General features: G+C 69.4%; 17 protein-coding genes. 5 read left to right on the top strand and 12 right to left on the bottom strand.

Going from position 1 to position 18,404, the window contains the following annotated elements; genetic code table 11:
- Positions 1–2: 2 nt before the first annotated feature.
- Both BN1193_RS07815 and BN1193_RS07810 read right to left on the bottom strand, forming a co-directional pair.
- On the bottom strand, positions 3–647 hold the full coding sequence (locus tag BN1193_RS07815) for an NAD(P)-dependent oxidoreductase (protein ID WP_040165288.1): 645 nt from the start codon (positions 645–647) through the stop codon (positions 3–5).
- Entirely contained in the window at positions 644–1,060 is a 417-nt protein-coding gene (locus BN1193_RS07810; protein ID WP_040165286.1) for a hypothetical protein, read from the bottom strand. The genes BN1193_RS07815 and BN1193_RS07810 overlap by 4 nt, the downstream gene beginning before the upstream one ends.
- A 68-nt stretch (positions 1,061–1,128) precedes the next feature.
- Between BN1193_RS07810 and BN1193_RS07805 the strand changes: the two genes are divergently transcribed.
- Entirely contained in the window at positions 1,129–1,551 is a 423-nt protein-coding gene (locus BN1193_RS07805) for a MarR family winged helix-turn-helix transcriptional regulator (protein ID WP_230206447.1), read from the top strand.
- Between the two features lie 47 nt (positions 1,552–1,598).
- On the opposite strand, the gene mnmA is transcribed toward BN1193_RS07805, so the two are convergent.
- Complete coding sequence (gene mnmA / locus BN1193_RS07800) at positions 1,599–2,696, bottom strand: tRNA 2-thiouridine(34) synthase MnmA (protein ID WP_094770343.1); 1,098 nt, start codon at positions 2,694–2,696, stop codon at positions 1,599–1,601.
- Positions 2,697–2,705: 9 nt separating this feature from the next.
- On the bottom strand, positions 2,706–3,869 hold the full coding sequence (locus tag BN1193_RS07795) for a cysteine desulfurase family protein (protein ID WP_040165282.1): 1,164 nt from the start codon (positions 3,867–3,869) through the stop codon (positions 2,706–2,708).
- Between the two features lie 73 nt (positions 3,870–3,942).
- Here BN1193_RS07795 and glgX point away from each other — a divergent pair, with 73 nt between their 5' ends.
- The 3 genes from glgX to glgB are packed head-to-tail and all read left to right on the top strand — an operon-like array spanning position 3,943 to position 10,340.
- Positions 3,943–6,075: a glycogen debranching protein GlgX gene (glgX, locus tag BN1193_RS07790; protein ID WP_230206446.1), complete on the top strand. Its 2,133-nt coding sequence runs from the start codon at positions 3,943–3,945 to the stop codon at positions 6,073–6,075.
- Positions 6,076–6,127: 52 nt separating this feature from the next.
- Complete coding sequence (locus tag BN1193_RS07785; protein ID WP_407662099.1) at positions 6,128–8,209, top strand: alpha-1,4-glucan--maltose-1-phosphate maltosyltransferase; 2,082 nt, start codon at positions 6,128–6,130, stop codon at positions 8,207–8,209.
- A gap of 1 nt (position 8,210) precedes the next feature.
- The gene (glgB, locus tag BN1193_RS07780) at positions 8,211–10,340 is read left to right on the top strand and encodes a 1,4-alpha-glucan branching protein GlgB (RefSeq protein WP_040165280.1); all 2,130 of its coding nucleotides are present in this window, start codon (positions 8,211–8,213) and stop codon (positions 10,338–10,340) included.
- A gap of 57 nt (positions 10,341–10,397) precedes the next feature.
- Here glgB and BN1193_RS07775 read toward each other — a convergent pair whose 3' ends face one another.
- Entirely contained in the window at positions 10,398–11,327 is a 930-nt protein-coding gene (locus BN1193_RS07775; protein ID WP_040165278.1) for a tetratricopeptide repeat protein, read from the bottom strand.
- Complete coding sequence (locus BN1193_RS07770; RefSeq protein WP_094770383.1) at positions 11,324–13,180, bottom strand: hypothetical protein; 1,857 nt, start codon at positions 13,178–13,180, stop codon at positions 11,324–11,326. The genes BN1193_RS07775 and BN1193_RS07770 overlap by 4 nt, the downstream gene beginning before the upstream one ends.
- 161 nt (positions 13,181–13,341) lie before the next feature.
- Here BN1193_RS07770 and BN1193_RS07765 point away from each other — a divergent pair, with 161 nt between their 5' ends.
- Positions 13,342–14,391 (top strand): AI-2E family transporter, encoded by a 1,050-nt coding sequence (locus tag BN1193_RS07765; protein WP_040165274.1) that lies wholly within the window; start codon positions 13,342–13,344, stop codon positions 14,389–14,391.
- Here BN1193_RS07765 and BN1193_RS07760 read toward each other — a convergent pair.
- From BN1193_RS07760 to frr, 6 genes are all read right to left on the bottom strand, one after another.
- Complete coding sequence (locus BN1193_RS07760; protein ID WP_094770342.1) at positions 14,366–15,103, bottom strand: alpha/beta hydrolase; 738 nt, start codon at positions 15,101–15,103, stop codon at positions 14,366–14,368. The two genes, BN1193_RS07765 and BN1193_RS07760, sit on opposite strands and share 26 nt — an antisense overlap.
- Positions 15,100–15,393, bottom strand: a complete 294-nt coding sequence (locus tag BN1193_RS07755; RefSeq protein ID WP_040165271.1) for a hypothetical protein — start codon at positions 15,391–15,393, stop codon at positions 15,100–15,102. The genes BN1193_RS07760 and BN1193_RS07755 overlap by 4 nt, the downstream gene beginning before the upstream one ends.
- Before the next feature lie 9 nt (positions 15,394–15,402).
- Positions 15,403–16,011, bottom strand: coding sequence for an aggregation-promoting factor C-terminal-like domain-containing protein (locus tag BN1193_RS07750; RefSeq protein ID WP_040165269.1), 609 nt, complete (start codon positions 16,009–16,011; stop codon positions 15,403–15,405).
- Positions 16,012–16,156: 145 nt separating this feature from the next.
- Positions 16,157–16,720 carry a DivIVA domain-containing protein gene (locus BN1193_RS07745; protein ID WP_040165267.1) on the bottom strand — a complete coding sequence of 188 codons (564 nt, stop codon included), beginning with the start codon at positions 16,718–16,720 and terminating at the stop codon, positions 16,157–16,159.
- Positions 16,717–17,781 (bottom strand): phosphatidate cytidylyltransferase, encoded by a 1,065-nt coding sequence (locus tag BN1193_RS07740; protein WP_094770341.1) that lies wholly within the window; start codon positions 17,779–17,781, stop codon positions 16,717–16,719. The genes BN1193_RS07745 and BN1193_RS07740 overlap by 4 nt, the downstream gene beginning before the upstream one ends.
- 6 nt (positions 17,782–17,787) lie before the next feature.
- Positions 17,788–18,342 (bottom strand): ribosome recycling factor, encoded by a 555-nt coding sequence (gene frr / locus BN1193_RS07735; RefSeq protein WP_040165265.1) that lies wholly within the window; start codon positions 18,340–18,342, stop codon positions 17,788–17,790.
- Positions 18,343–18,404: the final 62 nt, after the last annotated feature.

Genomic DNA, 18,404 nt, shown 5'->3' with positions numbered 1-18,404 from the left:
GATCACCGCGCGAGGTCGACCACCGCGCGGACGTGCGTCGGGTCCGTCAGCCCCGCCAGCATCGTCGCGGCGAGCTCGGTGCGCGACAGTCGTCGTGCACCCGGCACCGGGGCGTTGATCGCCGTGCGGACCGGGTGCCTCCGAGCGGAATCGGACAGATACGGCGGTCGGTAACTCGTCCACTCCGCGTCGCTCGCGCGCAGGATCGCTTCCATCCGGCGCATGTCGTCGTAGCTCACCCCGAACCGTCGGTCGAGGATCGGGAAGAGGACGCGAGAACGCAGCGCTCCGTAACGCCCCCAATCGCTCCGGTGCTCCGCCGGCGGCGCGGACACGACCGCGATTCGTCGCACACCGGCGTCGTCCATGGCGTCGAGCATGGCGCGGGCACCCTCGGAGAACACGGTCGTCGACCGGATGCCCGGACCGATCCCGAGGGTCGAGACGACGGCATCGGCACCGACGACATCAGCGGCCCACTGCTGCGGGCGAAGAACGTCGCTGACGACGACTCGCAGCCCGTCCCGGTCCGCGTCCACGGCCTCGGGCCGCCGCACGACCGCCACGACGTGGTGCCCGGCCTGCAGCGCCAGGTCGAGGACGTGCCGTCCGGTCCGGCCGGCACCGCCGAAGAGCACGAGGTTCATCGCGCCAGCCCCTGTTCTGCTCGGCGCCGAATCGCGTCGAGCGCGCGCCGCGTGGCTTCCTGATCCGCCTCCGTGACGTCGCCCACGAGACCCTGCGTCACCGCCCGGACGTCGGCACGGGCACTCTCGAGCACGGCGGCCCCGGTGCTGGTGATCCCCTCACCGTCAGCGCCGAGCATCCCGCGCTCACGCAAGTCCGCGATCGCATGGTCGATCACCGCCGGCTCAGCGTGGAGCTGAGACTCGACCGCCCCACGCAGCTCGGATTCGTGACCCACCTTTTCCGCGGTGTTCAGGACCACCCACGCGGTGTACCCGGCTATCGGCGTCATCGACAGCGTGCGTGTGAGAAGCGCACGCAGGGCGTTCTCGGTCGGACCGATCACCGTGGGCAGCGGGCGGGAATCAGACATGGCTCCTCCGATAATGTTGGTGTGACCATCACTGTATTGGTGTCACCAAGATAGGACAAGAGGCGTCGATGGAGTTCACGGATCTTCCCACCTGGGTGCTCAGCTCAGCCGCCGTCCGCTCCCGCCAGATGCTGCAGGCGCACCTGGGCGCGAGTGGTGCGAACGGGTATCAGTTCCGTTGCCTGTCCGTGCTCGCGGACAGGGACGGACTCAGCCAGACGGAGCTGGGTGCCGCTGCGGCCCTCGACCCGAGAGATGTCACCCACACCGTGCGCGCGCTTGAGGAACGCGGAGCGGTGTCGCGGGTGAAGGATCCCAGCCACGGGCGCCGCCAGCTCGTGACCCTCACCGCTGCCGGGCGCGAGGAGGTGTCGCGCCTCGGCGACGTGATGGCCGAGGTCCAGGACCGCGTGTTCGCGGGATTCACCGTCGCGGAGCGTGCCACCCTCCTCGAGCTCCTCGACCGCGTGGGCCGGGCGCCCGGTCATTGAGCTGGCCGGGGCGGGGCGTCGCGACCTCCGGTCCGAGCTGAGACCGGTCAGGCGTCGACGGGGACGGCGGAGACGGTCGTATCGATCGTGAACTGGCCGATGACGCGGGTGCCGTCGTAGAGCACGGCGGTCTGGCCCGGTGCAACGCCGTCCAGCGGCGTGGCGGGCGTGACACGCAGGCCCGCGTCCGAGTGCACCGCATGCGCGGGAACCGGGTCGGCGTGGGCGCGGATCTGCACGTCGCAGGCGAAGGACTCGGAGCGCGGCGCGGCGCCGGCCCAGGACAAGCGGGAACCCGAGATCTCCGCGATCGCGAGGGCGTCCTTCGGCCCCACCACGACGGTGTTCGTCACCGGACGGACCTCGAGTACGAAGCGCGGCTTGCCGTCCGGAGCCGGGACCCCGAGATGCAGACCGCGGCGCTGGCCCACGGTGTACGCGTGCGCGCCCTCGTGCGAGCCGACCACGGCGCCCGAGCGGTCCACGATGTCCCCGGTCGCGGTGCCGACCTTCTCGGCGAGCCAGCCCTTCGTGTCGCCGTCCGGGATGAAGCAGATGTCATGACTGTCCGGCTTGGACGCCACGAGCAGACCGCGCTCAGCGGCCTCAGCCCGGACCACCGCCTTGGACGGCGTCGTGCCGAGCGGGAAGTACGTGTGCGCCAGCTGCTCGGCGGTCAGCACGCCGAGGACGTAGGACTGGTCCTTCGCGTCGTCCGCGGCGCGATGCAATTCGAGCCCGTCGGGGCCGTCGACGAGCGCGGCGTAATGACCGGTGCAGACCGCGTCGAAGCCGAGCTCCATCGCGCGCTCCAGGAGCGCCGCGAACTTGATCTTCTCGTTGCAGCGCATGCACGGGTTCGGCGTGCGCCCCGCGCGGTATTCGCTGATGAAGTCGTCGATCACGTCGTCCCGGAACCGCTCCGAGAAGTCCCAGACATAGAACGGGATGCCGAGCTTGTCGGAGACGCGGCGGGCGTCCATCGCGTCCTCGATCGTGCAGCACCCGCGGCTGCCGGTCCGCAGCGTGCCGCCGGCACGGGAGAGCGCCAGGTGCACGCCGACGACCTCGTGTCCGGCGTCGACGGCGCGCGCCGCGGCGACCGCCGAGTCGACGCCGCCGCTCATCGCTGCCAGAATTCGCATCGTTCCAGTCTACGAGCGCCGTGCTGAGGCGCGGCCGTACGCGTCGCCGACGGCGGCGAGCAGCGCGTCCACGTCCGCCGCGGTGGACGTGCGACCCAGCGAGAACCGCAGCACGCTGCGCGCCTCGGACTCGCTGAATCCCATCGCGCGGACGACGTGCGACGCCTCCGCGATGCCCGCCGTGCACGCGGAGCCGGTGGACACCGCGATCCCGGCGTGATCGAGGAGGTACAGCAGCGACTCCCCCGGCGCGTTCGGGAACAGCGCGTGCACGTTTCCGGACAGTCGGCGATCGGGGTCGCCGAGCAGCCGGGACTCCGGAACCGCCGACCGGAGGCCGGCCACCAGCCGGTCGCGGAGCCCGCGGACCCGGACTTCCTCCGCAGCACGATCGCGCGCGGTCGCCTCGGCGGCGGCCGCGAACGCCGATGCGGCCGGTACGTCCTGGGTCCCGGCGCGCAGATCGCGCTGCGCGGCGCCGCCGTGCAGGAGCGCCGACATCCGCGCGGTCCGGGACACGATGAGCGCACCGGCGGACACGGGACCGCCGATCTTGTGCGCGGACAGGCTCATCGCCACGAGCCCGGTTCCGCCGACGCCCCGCAGCGAGGCGAACGACACCGGCTCATGCCCGAACGCGGCGACCGCGTCAACGTGCAGCGGGACGTCGGCGGAGACGGCGGCGGCCGCCAGCGCGGCGACGTCGTTGACGGTGCCGACCTCATTGTTCGCGGCCAGGGCGGTCGCGAGCACCACGTCCGGACCGAGCGCCGCGGCGAACGCGTTCGGTGTGATCTCTCCGGTCGGCGTCAGGGGAACCGCGCGAACGGCGGCCCCCTCCGCGGACCGGAGCCACTCCACCGCGTCCATGGTCGCGTGGTGCTCCCCGTCCGGCAGTACGATCACATTCCGTCCGGAGGGCCGTGCCCACCAGGACCCCTTGAGCGCGAGGTTGATCGCCTCCGTCCCCCCGGAGGTCAGCACCACCTCGATCGGATCGCAGTCGATCACGGCCGCGAGGCGTTCGCGCGCGTCCTCCAGCAGCCGTCGCGCAGCCTGTCCGGCACCGTGGATCGAGGAGGGATTGCCGAGCGTCTCCGTGGCCACCAGCCAGGCGTCCCGCGCCTCGGGACGCAGCGGTGTCGCGGCGGCATGGTCGAGGTACACGGTCACCCCTCCACTCTCCCACGCCACGCCACGACGCGCGTCGGAGTCAACGCCGCGCTGCGAGTCGTAATCTGGTGTCATGGACAGCCCTGCCCCGATGACCGCGTCGCTGCCCGGATTCCTCTCTCCCGCCCTGGACGATCTCGGCGTGCGACTGGGGCCGGACGGCGCGACGATCCGTGTCTACTCACGGACCGCTCAGTCCATCGATCTCCTCGTCTTCAGCGACGACGACGTCGACTGGGTCATCGAGACCATCCCGCTCACCCGCGACGGCGACGTGTGGAGTGCCACCACACCCGCACTGCACATCGGCAGTGCGTACGTCCTGCACGCGAGCGGACCCGAGGGCAGCCGGTTCGACCCGAAGCGCCACCTCCTGGACCCGTACGCGCGCGGCGTGCTGCAGGGCCACGGGTATGAGGACTTCCGTTCGGTCGTGGTGGACGACGCGTTCGACTGGGGCGAGATCCGCAAGCCCAACATCCCTCTGGATCAGACCGTCATCTACGAGGGCCACCTCAAGGGCATGACCAAGCGGCACCCGGACGTGCCACCCGCGCTGCACGGCACGTTCGCCGGCCTCGCGCACCCCGCGATGATCGAGTACCTGCAGGACCTCGGCGTCACCGCGGTCGAACTCCTGCCGGTGCACGCGTTCGTGTCCGAACCCCGACTGCTGAACCTCGGGCTGTCGAACTACTGGGGCTACAACACCCTCAACTTCTTCAGCCCGCACTCCCCCTACGCCTCCGCCGATGCCCGCCGCGGCGGCGCGAGTGCCGTGCTCCGCGAGTTCAAGGGCATGGTCAAGCTCCTGCACCAGGCCGGCATCGAGGTCATCCTCGATGTCGTCTACAACCACACCTCCGAGGAGGGACCGGGCGGCCCCCTGTCCAGCCTCCGAGGCCTGGACGACCCCACGTACTACCGCCAGCAGCCGGACGGCACCTACATCGACACGACCGGGTGCGGCAACACGCTGGACACATCGCAGGACGCCACCGCACGCCTCGTGCTCGACTCCCTGCGGTACTGGGCCCAGGAGGTCCAGATCGACGGATTCCGCTTCGATCTGGCCGTCGCCCTCGGCCGCGACGGCACGCACACCTTCACCCCCGAGCACCCGCTGCTGCAGGCGATTCGCACGGATCCGCTGCTGTCGGACGTCAAGATCATCGCCGAACCGTGGGATGTCGGCATGGGCGGCTGGCAGACCGGCAACTTCGGTGAGGGATGGCAGGAGTGGAACGATCGCTACCGCGACCGCGTCCGGAACTTCTGGCTCAGCGACATCGACTACGCGCGCCGCGCCGGTATCGCGCCCACCGGCATCGGGGGGTTCGCCACCCGGCTGGCGGGATCGTCGAACACCTTCAGCAATGAGCGCGGTCCGCTGGCGAGCGTCAACTTCGTCACCGCGCATGACGGCTTCACCCTGCGGGACCTGGTCTCCTACGGCACCAAGCACAACCTCGCCAACGGTGAGCACAACCGCGACGGCGCCGACACGAACCGCTCGTTCAACCACGGCGCGGAGGGACTCACCGACGACCCGGTGATCCGCGCCACTCGCCGCAAGGCGATGCGCAACCTGTTCGGCACGCTGCTGCTTTCCGCCGGCACACCGATGATCACCGCGGGTGACGAGTCCGGTCGCACCCAGCACGGCAACAACAACGCCTACTGCCAGGACTCCCCGATGACCTGGTTGTCCTGGCAGCACGAGCAGTGGCAGGAGGACCTGCACGCGCACGTCCGGGAGCTGTTGCGCATCCGACGCGAGAACCCCGCCCTGCGTCCGGCACGGTTCGCGGTGCTCGGAGAGCACGTCCCGGGCTCGAGCGAGATGGAGTGGTTCGACGAGAACGGCGAGACCATGTCCGGTGAACGGTGGCAGGACGCCTCGCACCGCACGCTGCAGTACTTCGCCGCGGCGACTCCGACCGATGACTCGCGCAACCGCATCCTGCTGATGATCCACGGCAACGAGCGTCCGGCCGAGGTGCGCCTGCCCACGGTTCCCGGCATCGTCGCGTACCGGTCGCTGTGGTGCAGCGAGGAGGAGGCACCGGCGACGGAGCGTGCCACGTTCGCACCCGGTGACGCGGTCATGCTGGACGGCACTGCGATGCACCTGTTCGGGGTCGATTCGAACGACGAAGCCGCCACCGACACCGCCGTCGACGACGCGACGGTCGACGCGGAGTGATCGGGGCTCGGCGGACGTAGGCGGAGCGCCCGGGGGGCGATAGGTTCAAAGGGTGGCAGCCTCCAAGACCCGCACCCGACCCGACACCTGGCGCAGCGTCCGCCCGATTCCGCTTCGGCCGGTCACGGCCTGGCAGGCGAACGCCGATACGCTCACGCCCCGGATTCCCCTCACCGAGACCGGACCGAGCGCTCCCGGCGGCTTCGCGCCGAAGGCGTTCGCGGGCGAGGCGGTCCCCTTCCGCGCCACCGTGTTCCGCGAGGGGCACGATCTCATCGGGGTCCAGGTCCGGTTGACCGATCCGGCCGGCGGTGAGTCGCTGCACCGGCTGGAGTCCACCGGTGACGGTCTGGATCACTGGGACGTTCTGGTCGCCCCGCTCGCGCGCGGCACCTGGCGGTTCCGGTTCGAGGCGTTCGGCGACGATTACGCGACGTGGCGCCATGCCGCATCGTTGAAGATCCCGGCCGGCGTCGATGTCGCGGTGATGCGGGAGCAGGGCGCCCTGCTGTTCGAGCGGGCGAAGGTTGAGCCGAAGCTGCCGAGCACCGACCGCACGCGTCTGACCGCCGCCGCGCGCGCATTGCGCGCGAAGACGACCACCCCGGAGCAGGCGCTCGCTGTGGTTCTCGATCCGGACCTCGCCGCGTTCTTCCGTGCGCGACCGCTGATGTCCCTCGTCTCGATCGGCGAGAGCCGTGAGCTCCTCGTCGAGCGCGAACGCGCCGGTGTGGGTGCCTGGTACGAGTTCTTCCCCCGCTCCGAGGGCGCCGTCCGCCTGCCCGACGGCAGCATCCGGTCCGGCACCTTCCGCACCGCCGCCGAGCGGCTGCCGGGCGTCGCCGCCATGGGGTTCGACGTGCTGTACCTGCCGCCCATCCACCCGATCGGCGAGGTCAACCGCAAGGGTCCGAACAACACCCTCACCCCGGGTCCGGGCGACCCCGGATCGCCGTGGGCCATCGGCGGCGCGGCCGGCGGCCATGACACCGTCCACCCGGATCTCGGTACGCTCGCGGACTTCCGCACGTTCGTGGACCGCGCACACGACGAGGGACTCGAGATCGCCCTCGATCTGGCCCTGCAGGCCGCACCGGACCACCCGTGGGTGGCCGCGCATCCGGAGTGGTTCACCACGCTCCCGGATGGCACGATCGCGTACGCCGAGAACCCGCCGAAGAAGTACCAGGACATCTATCCGGTGAACTTCGACCTCGACCCCTCGGGCATCCGCGCCGAGGTGCTGCGCATCGTCCGGCACTGGATCGCGCAGGGAGTCCGGATCTTCCGCGTCGACAACCCGCACACCAAGCCGCTGCAGTTCTGGGAGTGGCTGATCCGCACCGTCAACGCCGAGCACCCCGACGTGTTGTTCCTGGCCGAGGCGTTCACGCGTCCGGCGATGATGCAGGCTCTCGCCGCCGCCGGATTCCAGCAGAGCTACTCGTACTTCACCTGGCGCAACACGAAAGCCGAGCTCGAGGAGTTCCTGGACTCGATCAGTCACGACACGGCGGACTTCCTCCGCCCGAACCTGTTCGTGAACACGCCGGACATCCTCACGGAGTACCTGCAGTTCGGCGGGCGAGCGGCGTTCGCGACGCGCGCGGTCATCGCCGCCTCCGCGGCCCCGCTCTACGGCGTGTACGCCGGTTTCGAGCTGTTCGAATCGGTCGCCCGTCCGGGGGCCGAGGAGAACATCGACAACGAGAAGTACGAGTACAAGCTGCGCGACTTCGCCGCCGCCGAACGCAGCGGCGACAGCCTCGCGCCCCTGCTGACGCGGCTGAACGAGATCCGCGCCGCCCACCCGTCGCTGCGTCAGCTGCGCGACCTGGAGCTGCACACCAGCGATGATGACGCCATCCTCGTGTTCAGCAAGCACCTGGACGGCGCGCTGACCGCGACCGGCGCCGCCGACACGATCATCGTCGTGGTGAACGTCGATCCGCACTCCGTTCGCGAGACGACCGTGCACCTGGACACGACGGTCTTCGGCATCCCCCGCGGCGATGCCTTCACGGTCACGGATCTGCTCACCGGAGCGGAGTGGACGTGGACCGATCACGTCTACGTGCGACTGGACGCCTTCACCCAGCCCGCCCACATCCTGCACGTGCGTCGGGAGGCCTGACATGGACATCGCACCCGAACTGATCACCGCCATCGCCGAGGGCGGCCACCATTCCCCCCACGACGTGCTCGGCGTCCATCCGGACGGGGACGGCAGCGTCATCCGCGTGCGGCGACCGCTGGCCGTTTCGGTCACCGCGATCACCGACACCGGTCCCGTGCCGCTGACGCACGTCGCCGACGGCGTCTGGGCGGCGCGCGTTCCGGGCACCGTGTCCGACTACACGATCGAAGCGGAGTACGCCGGTGGCGTGCACGACATCGCCGATGACCCGTACCGGTTCACCCCGACGCTCGGCGAGCTGGACCTGCACCTGATCGCGGAGGGCCGGCACGAGCAGCTGTGGCACGCGCTCGGCGCACGCCCGATCCGTCACCAGGGCATCGAGGGCGTCGCGTTCGCGGTCTGGGCTCCGGACGCGACCGGTGTCCGTGTCGTGGGCGGCTTCAACGACTGGGACGGGCGCGGCCACGCCATGCGCTCGCTCGGCGCCAGTGGCGTCTGGGAACTGTTCGTCCCGGCCATGGCCGTCGGCACCGTCTACAAGTATGAGATCCGTACGCGTCGCGGCGAGTGGATCCTCAAGGCGGACCCGATGGCCCAGCGCGCCGAAGTGCCTCCGGCGACCGCCTCGGTGGTCACCCGCTCCGAGTACACCTGGAACGACGGCGACTGGATCGCGCACCGCGCCCGCACTGAGCCGTCCGCGCATCCGATGTCCATCTACGAACTGCACCTGGGTTCCTGGCGTCCGGGTCTGACCTACCGTGATGCCGCAGACCAGCTCATCGAGCACGTCACCACCCTCGGGTTCACGCACGTGGAGTTCATGCCACTCGCCGAGCACCCGTTCGGCGGTTCCTGGGGCTACCAGGTGTCGGGCTACTACGCGCCCACCAGCCGCTTCGGCAGCCCGGACGACCTGCGGTACCTCATCGATCGCCTGCACGGGTCCGGCATCGGCGTGATCATGGACTGGGTGCCGGGACACTTCCCCAAGGACGCCTTCGCTCTGGCGCGATTCGACGGCCAGCCGCTGTACGAGCATCCGGATCCGCGGCGCGGCGAGCACAAGGACTGGGGCACGTACATCTTCGACTACGGCCGCAACGAGGTCCGCAACTTCCTCGTCGCGAACGCGCTCTACTGGTTCGAGGAGTTCCACGTGGACGGACTGCGCGTGGACGCGGTCGCCTCGATGCTGTACCTGGACTACTCGCGCCAGGACGGCGAGTGGGAACCGAACATCCACGGTGGTCGGGAGAATCTCGAGGCCATCCGATTCCTGCAGGAGACCAACGCCACGGCGTACCGCCGTCACCCCGGCGTCGCGATGATCGCCGAGGAGTCCACCAGCTACCCCGGCGTGACCGCACCGACCGATGCGGGGGGCCTGGGTTTCGGCTTCAAGTGGAACATGGGCTGGATGAACGACTCGCTGCAGTACGTCCAGCGCGATCCGCTCTACCGCTCCCACCACAACGGTGAGATCACCTTCTCCTTCGCGTATGCGTTCAGCGAGCAGTACGTCCTGCCGATCAGTCACGATGAGGTCGTGCACGGCAAGGGCACTCTGCTGTCCCGGATGCCCGGCGATCACGCCACGAAGATCGCCGGTGCCCGCGGCTACCTCGGCTACATGTGGGCGCACCCCGGCAAGCAGCTGCTGTTCATGGGCCAGGAGTTCGGTCAGCTCTCCGAGTGGAGTGAGGGCCGCGGCCTGGACTGGTGGATCCTGGACCAGCCCAGCCACCGCGCCCTGCAGGACTTCGTCGGCGCGCTCAACGCGGTCTACACGCGCACGCCGGCGCTGTGGCAGCGAGACCACGACGGTGCCGCGTTCCTGCGCCTGGGCGAGCCGTCGCACAACCCGAACGTCGTCGCATTCGCCCGCACCGCGGACGATGACAGCTGCCTGGTGTCGTTGACGAACTTCTCCGGTGCGGAGATCGCGAACCTGCCGATCCGACTCCCCGCCGGTGGCGTGTGGCACGAGGTGCTCAACTCGGACGCCACGGAGTTCGGCGGCCACGGCGTCGGCAACCTGGGCGAGGTCGTCGCCGCCGATGACGGCTTGGCCACGATCACTCTCCCGGCCCTCGGCACCATCTGGCTCCTCGCCGCCGGCTGACCCCGTCTCCCGGCCCCCTGACCCCGTCCGCCCGGTTCTGCAGGGGATCGCGCGGTGTCAGAACAGGAGGGAGGCCAGGCGTCCGCGCGCACGGATGACGCGGGAATCGTCGTCCCCGACCAGACCGAACAGCTCCACCAGACGCTCGCGCACGGGGGTCCGCTCGTCGGACGGCAGCGCCGCGAACAGATCCAGCAGGCGTTCGAACGCGTCGTCGACGTGCCCACCGGCGATGTCCATGTCCGCCACGGCGAACTGCTTGTCCACGTCCTGCGGGTGCTGCGCGGCCGCGTCGCGAACCGCCTGCAGGTCCACGCCCTGCGTGCGCTGCAGCAGCTTCACCTGGCCGAGACCGGCGCGCGCGTCGGCGTCCTTCGGGTTCTCCGCCAGAGCCTTCTCGTAGGCGTTCACCGCACGGTCGTAGTCGCCCGCCTCGATGGCGTCGTACGCCTCGGCGTGCAGCGGCGGAATCGGTGCCTCGGCCGGCTCTTCACCGTCGGCGCTCTCCGCCGCTGCCGGAGTGATGGCGCCGCTGACGCCCTGCTGCTGGGCGACCTGCAGCAACTGGCCGAGCACCTGAACGACCTGTGCCTCCTGGGCGGCGTCGTTGAACAGCGGAACCGGCTGTCCGGCCACCAGTGCCACGACCAGCGGGGCCGCATCCGCGGTCACGCCGAACGCGGATGTGATCTGCGGGTTTGCGGCGATGTCGACCTCCGCCAGCAACAGGCGTCCGCCCGCTGAGGCGACGACCTGCTCCAGCACCGGCGCGAGCTGCACGCGCTGTTCAGCCGCCTCGGTCCACAGGTACACGACCACCGGCACGCGACGGGACAGGTCGAGGATGCGTTGGAAATCGGCGTCCTCGACGTGCTGGACGACCGGCATCGTGGAGGCCTGAGCAGCCGGCGAACCGGGCTCCGGACGATTGCGCAACGAGGACAGGTCCACCGCCCCACGCATCATGGCCGGGTTGACGTCGCTCACTTGATGACCTCCGCGGAGATGGTGCTGGAACTGAAGCCGATGAGTCGGATCTTCTCGCCGGAGTCACGGCCGGGGACGGAGAAGAAGAGCTGGTCGCCGAAGGTGATGCTGAAGCCCTTCGCCGACTCGGCGGTTCCGGCCAGCGCCTCGACGCGCTTGTTGTCACCGAGCTTGATCACCGCGTCCGGGTCCGTCGCCTTGACCAGGTCGACCTCGTCGACGCTCACCGCGATCAGCGCGCCGCTCTGCACGGTCTGCAGAGCGATCGGAGCGAACGAGGACGCCTGCGCGCTGAAGGTCAGGCTGCCGGTGTCCTCCTTGTCCTGCTCCTTCGCGCTCTCGTTGAACGCGTTCAGGCGTGCCGTGCGGCCTTCGGCGATCTTCTTCGCGAACGCGTCGTTCTCGAGGTCGAACAGGTCCGCGTATGCGCTGTCCTTGCCCTTGTCCAGCACGTCGGCGTACGCCGCGGCAAGCTTCTCCGGAGCGATCGTCAGCAGGTTGGAGTTCGGCGGAACCAGGTTGGCACCGATGGCCGGGGGCGCGAGCGCGGGAATCTCCGCGGACGCCTCCATCTGGCCGATGTAGGTCAGCTTGTAGCCGGACCACGGGTCGGTCTGCTCCAGCGTCATGATGCGCGGCGGGGTCGTGGTGTCGGCCGCGTCACGCCAGACCGCCATCATCGTCCGCGGCCACGCGTCGGTGGCCTGCGGCAGCACGATCTCGTACGGCTTGCCGGGCACGGGGGCCGTGGCCGGCTCATCCGCGAGTGCCGCGCGCAGGGTGTAGTTCGCCGTGCGCTCGGCCAGCGCGGCACCGGTCGCCCGGGTCGCCGCGATGTCCGCCGACTTCGCCTCGTCGGCGGCCGCCAGCGTCTGCGAGACCTGGTCGATGATGCGCTGCGCCTGCAGTTCGGTGACGGCGGGCGCCTGCTGACCCTCGGGGGCCACGACGGTCTCGCTGGGCGTCGGGGTCGGCGTGGATGCGGAGATCTGCGGCCACCAGTCCGACGAGCAGCCCGACAGCGCGACGGCCGTCACCGCGACCAGCGGTAGGGCGATGAAGGCGCGGCGGCCGGAGCGCGACCGGCGCGAGGACGTGCTGACGACGCCCTTGTCCTGGGCCGCTGCATCGGCGGTCGCGATCGGCTGCGTCTCCGGCAGCGGCGGCAGCGCCCGACGACGGGGACCGCGACCGCGGCGCATGTGCCGGATGGCCAGGACGTACAGCACGATGCCGACCAGGAGGGCGATCCCACCGAGCACGATCAGCGGACCGGCCCACGGCGTCGCGTTGTCCTTCGACCAGGACACGGTGACATCGGCGGGGGCCGGATTGGTGCCGTCCGTCGCCAGCAGCACGCTCTGGCCCGCCGTCAGACGCAACTCCTTGATCAGAGAATCCGTGTCGGTGTATTCGTCGAGCCACAGATCAGACCCGGCCGGCTTCCCGGCCTGGGGGACGATCTGCTTCGCGGCCGCTGCGGCGTCCAGCTGCTTCTGCTGAGCCTCGGTCACCTCCGGAGCACTCTCCGAGGCGGGGACCGCAGTGGAGGACACCTTTCCCGACTTGGACAACGTGACGTGGTTGTAGTCGACGTCAGCGAGCCATGCCGTCATGTCATCGGTGCGGCCGTACGACGCGAACAGCTGCCCGGTGCCCTTGACGATGAGCGTCTGGGCGCCGGGTGATTGCTCCAGCACCGCCGCGTCGATGAGGGTGTACGGGGCTGATCCCGTCACCTCGACCTTCTGCTGCGCGCTGGTCTCTCCCAGGAACACGGTGCGCTGTGCGACACCCGCGCCGATGAGAACAGCGGCGAGCAGGAATGAGACGACAGCCCACACGAAACGCACGTACACAACTCCTCACAGCTCCGGTCCGGACCCGGAGCGTCAAGACACTCGACGTATCAGCCTACCGAACACATCTGAAAGTTGTCCCGACGCGGCCGTCGCTGCCGCGTCCGCGTCGGCCGCACGGGTAGCGTTGCTGAGGTCAGGCAGCGAAAGGCACCATGAAGATCCACAACCCGTTCCGCACCGCGTTCGTCGCAACGCTGGGGGTCGGCGCCGGGATCGCCATCCTCATGGCGGTGCAGAACCTCGGGCTCGTCCTGCTCTACGTCGGCACGGCGCTGTTCCTCAGCCTCGGCATCGATCCCGTGGTGTCGTTCCTGGAGCGACGCGGACTCGCGCGGTGGCTCGCGGTCACGATCACGGTCGTCCTCATCCTCGGGATCTTCGGTGGCCTGGTCTCGATCATCCTGTCCGTCGTCGTCCCGCAGATCACCCAGCTGGTGCAGCAGATCACCCGGCTCATCAGCGCGCAGAACCTCATGGACGACGTCGCCACCTGGCTGCATGACGTCTTCCCCAACCTGGACGTCGACCTGGTCCTCGAGTCGGCGCAGAAATGGCTGCTGGGCAGTTGGACGGACGTCGGCGGCCAGCTCATCAACGCGACCCTGCTCTTTGCTCAGGGCCTGATGGGTGCCTTCATCGTCCTGATCCTCACGATCTACCTGACCGCCAGCACGCCGTCGCTGAAGTCCGCGGTCTACCAGCTCGTCCCGGCCTCCAAGCGCGGACGCTTCGTCGACATCGCCGAGCAGATCACCGACTCGGTGGGCTTCTACGTCATGGGCCAGGTTTCCCTCGGCGCGATCAACGGCGTGCTGAGCTTCTTCTACCTCTCCATCATCAACGCGCCCTTCCCCGCCGTCCTGGCCGTCGTCGCCTTCTGCGGATCTCTGATCCCCCTCGTCGGCACGATCACTGGTTCCACGTTCATCGTGCTCGCCTGCCTGCTGCCTGAAGTCGGCTCCCCCGGGGCGGCGATCGCGGCCGGCGTCTACTACCTCATCTACATGCAGATCGAGGCATACGTGATCTCGCCGCGCATCATGGGGCGAGCGGTGGCGGTTCCGGGAGCCGTCGTGGTGATCGCCGCCCTGGCCGGTGGTGCGCTCGGGGGCCTGCTCGGCGCGCTCGTCGCCATTCCCATCGCGGCCAGCCTGCTGATCGTCTACCGCCAGGTCGTCATTCCGCAGATGAACGAGCGCTGAGTTCCGACCACTCCAGCGGCAGCGGTCCGACCTCAGGACGCACCGCGTCGACGATCTCCTGCAGCACCCGGCGGGTCTGCGTCTCCCCCACCCACAGGTGGCGCGCCCCCGCGACTGCCACGAGGCGTGCATGCGGGACCACCGCGAATCGTTCGCGAGCCGCCTCCGGCGCGAGCAGGTGATCGAGTTCGGGAACGATCGCGACCATCGGCCGCGGATCGCCCGACCAGGCTGAAAGCTCGGTGACGCTCGTCCGCCGCAACGGGGGTGAGAGCAGCACGGTTCCCGCGATCTCGTGTTCGCGACCGTGCTTGAGGGCGATCTCGGTTCCGAAGGACCAGCCCACCACCCACGGTGTCGGCAGTTCGCGCTCGCGCACGAAGGCCAGCGCGGCCGAGAGATCTCGGCCCTCGGTCTCGCCTTCACCGAAGCGGCCGCTGCTCGCGCCGCGCGGAGAGGAGGTCCCCCGCGTGTTGAACCGGAGAATACCGAATCCGGCCAGCGCGGGCAGACGGGCCGCGGCTTTCCGCAGGACGTGGGATTCCATGTCGCCACCCGCGGTCGGTAACGGATGAAGCAGCACGAGCATCGCCGCCGGTCGGGCGTGCTCGGGCAGGGCCAACTCGCCGACCAGTGTCTCGCCGTCCGCCGTGCGCAACCGCACGTCCTCGCGCCGCGCGGGGAGCTCGATGACTCCCCGGATCGCGCTCACGCGATCTTCCAGCAGTGCCTGTGCCAGTGCCGACGCGCGTTCAGGTCCGCGGAGTCACCGAGTACGCCGTCGGCCCGCCAGGCCACGATGTGTGCGGTGCCGGCGGCCACCGTCCGTCCGCACCCTGGGCAGATGTAGTCCTTCACCGCCTGCTGAGCGCTGACCGGCTGCACATTCCACTCCGCGCCGCGGCGTGACTCCGATCGCTTCCAGCCGGAGAGCAGGCGATCGAAGGAGTCATCGGCTCGCTGCGAGGACTCCGTCCGCTTCCGACGACGGGAGGAGGGCATCTGCCGACGTCACCACCAGTTGTTGGCGGTCCAGAACGCGTAGGCGTTGCCCCAGCTGCCGTAGCGACCCACCGCGTAGCCATTGCCCCAGCGGAGGTTGTCCACCGGGTCATAGCCGTTGCCCTCGACCTTGGAGCACGGCAGGGCCTGGACCAGACCGCACGCGCCGGAGCCGCTGTTGGTGGCGTTCGGGTTCCAGCCGCTCTCGTGGCTGACGATGTAGTCGACGTATCCCCAGTCGGACTGCGCGATGCCGGCGGCCGCCATCCATTCCGCGGGTGCCCCTCCGCCGGTGTACTGCTGCGGGAACCCGCCGTTGGAGGAGTTGTCGTGGCTTCCGCCGTCCGACTCCCCCGCCGGCTCCGGCTCGGGCTCCGGGGTCGGCGTGGGCGTCGGTGTGGGCGTCACGTAAGTCTGGTAAGACCCGCGCTCGTCGATGGCGTTGGTCACGACCGACGCGTCTGCGGTGAGATCCTGCGCGCCGGCGACGGCGTGTCCGTAGGCGGTCGCCGCCTCAACGGAGGTGACCGGAACACCGGGGTCGGAGAACGCCGCCACCGCGGGAACCACGGATGCGGCGGCGAGACCGGTGGCGGCGAGGACGGAGAAGACCGCCATCCCACCGCGTCGACGAGCCCACCGTGGGGTGTGAGGAGGTTTGGTCTCCTTCTGCGCAAGCCGCCATTCGCGGCGCATACTCACTGTTTTCGTCGACTTATCGGGGGTCACAATGAGCAGAGTCTATCGGGATCTCGGTGGTTCGTCACGCTCGACCGGAGGTGACCGCGAGCATGACCTCGACCACGCCGTCCAGCAGCGCGTCCACCTGTTCCTCGGCATAACCGTTGCGCTGCATCCGGAAGGCGGCGGCGCGCACCTGCTCAGCCGTCACCGGCTCCCCGTCACGCAGATAGCGCACGAGCTTGTCGGCGACGAGGTCGACCTCATCGCACCGGTACCCGTAGGTGAGCACACCGGCGCGGCGGAAGCGCTCCCCGTGGGGCCGCGTCAGCCGCTCCAGGATCACCTGCGCATCCGTCCGCGCTTCCCGGACCCAGGTCGCGACGCCGTGCTGCGCGATGCGCGCTTCGCGTTCGCGCGCGGCGAAGGCATCCTCCAGGCGACCCAGCGCGGCGTCGACCGTCGCGATGTCGTACCCGGAAGCGACGAGGGGGAACGCCACGCGTCGGACGTCCTCCGCCGTCATGGCGATGCCCCCCGCCGTCTCGAACGCGCCACGAGCACGGCCGAGAAACGCATCCACAGCCCGACGCTCGTAGCCCTTCGTGCGTCCGTCCGCGAGCGGGAACGGCGCGCCGCCGCTCACGAAGCCACCGCCAGCGGTGAGAAGAGCTGGTAGAGAGCGAAGATGACGACCACCGACGGCAGGATGCTGTCGAGGCGGTCGAGGAGCCCGCCGTGTCCGGGGAACCAGGAGCTCATGTCCTTGATCCGCAGATCGCGCTTGAGCATGGACTCCCCCAGATCTCCGAGCGTCGCGCTGGCCAGGATGGCGGCGCCGACGATGAGCCCGACCCACCAGGGCGTGCCGATGAGCAGCCAGCACATCAGGACGCCGGCGACGAGCGCGAAGAGGGCGCCTCCGGCGAAGCCCTCCCAGGTCTTGTTGGGGCTCACGCGCGGCGCCATCGGGTGCTTCCCGAGAGTCAGGCCGGTCACGTAAGCGCCCGTGTCGGCCGCCACGGCGACCGCGATCATGGTCAGCGCCCAGAGTTCGCCGTGCGGTTCGCGCAGCAGGAGCACCAGCATCGAGGCGAACAGCGACACGTAGATCGCGATGAAGCCCCCGGCCATGACGTCGGCCAGCACATCGCCGTAGATCCGGCCGTCGCTGCTGGACATCTGTGCCAGCAGCCGCCAGATCACGATGACCGCGATGCCGACGAACAGCAGCATCCAGACGGTCCACGCGTTCACGAAGAAGGCGGAGCAGATCAGACCGGCGGTGACGATCAGTTGCGGGGCGAGGTCGATCCGACGTCCGCCGGACTGGAACGCTCGGGTCAGCTCCCAGGTCGCCAGCAATCCGCCAGCGAGGACGATGACGACGAACGACTCCTTCAGGAACAGCAGCGAACCGAGAACCACGGCACCGATGACGACGCCGGTGGCGATGGCCAGCAGCAGGTCCCGGCCGGTGCGCTCCTTGATCCGCTCATTCGCGAGGTCGAAGCTCTCCCGCGCCTGCGCGACCTGGGACTCGATGTTCTCCCGCGCGTGCGCGACCTGGGATTCGAGGTTCTCCCGCGCGTGCGCGACCTGCGACTCGAACTCCGATCGGGTCGGGCCGGACGGCGCGGATGAGTTCTCCGCGCCGTCCGGCTTCGCCCGGTCAGTCGGCTGCTCCCTCGAAGGGTCCGATGTCATCGGCGATCAGACCTCGAGCAGTTCAGCTTCTTTGCGCTTCAGGGCGTCGTCGATGAGGTCGACGTGAGAGCGCGTCAGAGCGTCCAGCTCCTTCTCCCCGCGCGCCACCTCGTCCTCGCCGACCTCGCTCTTGAGCGCGTCCAACTCGTCCTTGGCCTTGCGGCGGATACCGCGCAGGTGCACCTTCGCGTCCTCCGCCTTGCTCTTGACGAGCTTGACGTACTCCTTGCGACGATCCTCCGTCAGCTCGGGCATCGTGACGCGCACGATGTTTCCGTCGTTCGTCGGGTTCGCACCGAGGTTCGGGACGTTCCGGATGGCCTCTTCGATCGCCTTCAGCGCCGACTTGTCGTAGGGCGTGACGATGATCGTGCGAGCTTCGGGGACGTTGGTCGACGCGAGCTGAGCCAGCGGCGTCGGGGACCCGTAGTAGTCCACCATCACCTTCTGGAACAGCTGAGGGTTGGCCCGACCGGTGCGCACGGTGGCGAAGTCATCCTTCGCGGCCTCGACGGCACGCTCCATCTTGGCTTTGGTGTCGGCGATCACGCTGGCGGTCATACGTGCTCCATTCAGGTCGAAATGCCGGACCCAGTCTATCGGTCCGGATGGTGCCGGCTGGT

Source organism: Microbacterium gorillae (assembly GCF_000826185.2).
Lineage (GTDB): Bacteria > Actinomycetota > Actinomycetes > Actinomycetales > Microbacteriaceae > Microbacterium > Microbacterium gorillae.
The sequence above is the reverse complement of the archived record's forward strand: the minus strand, read 5'-3'. Positions and strand labels throughout refer to the sequence as shown.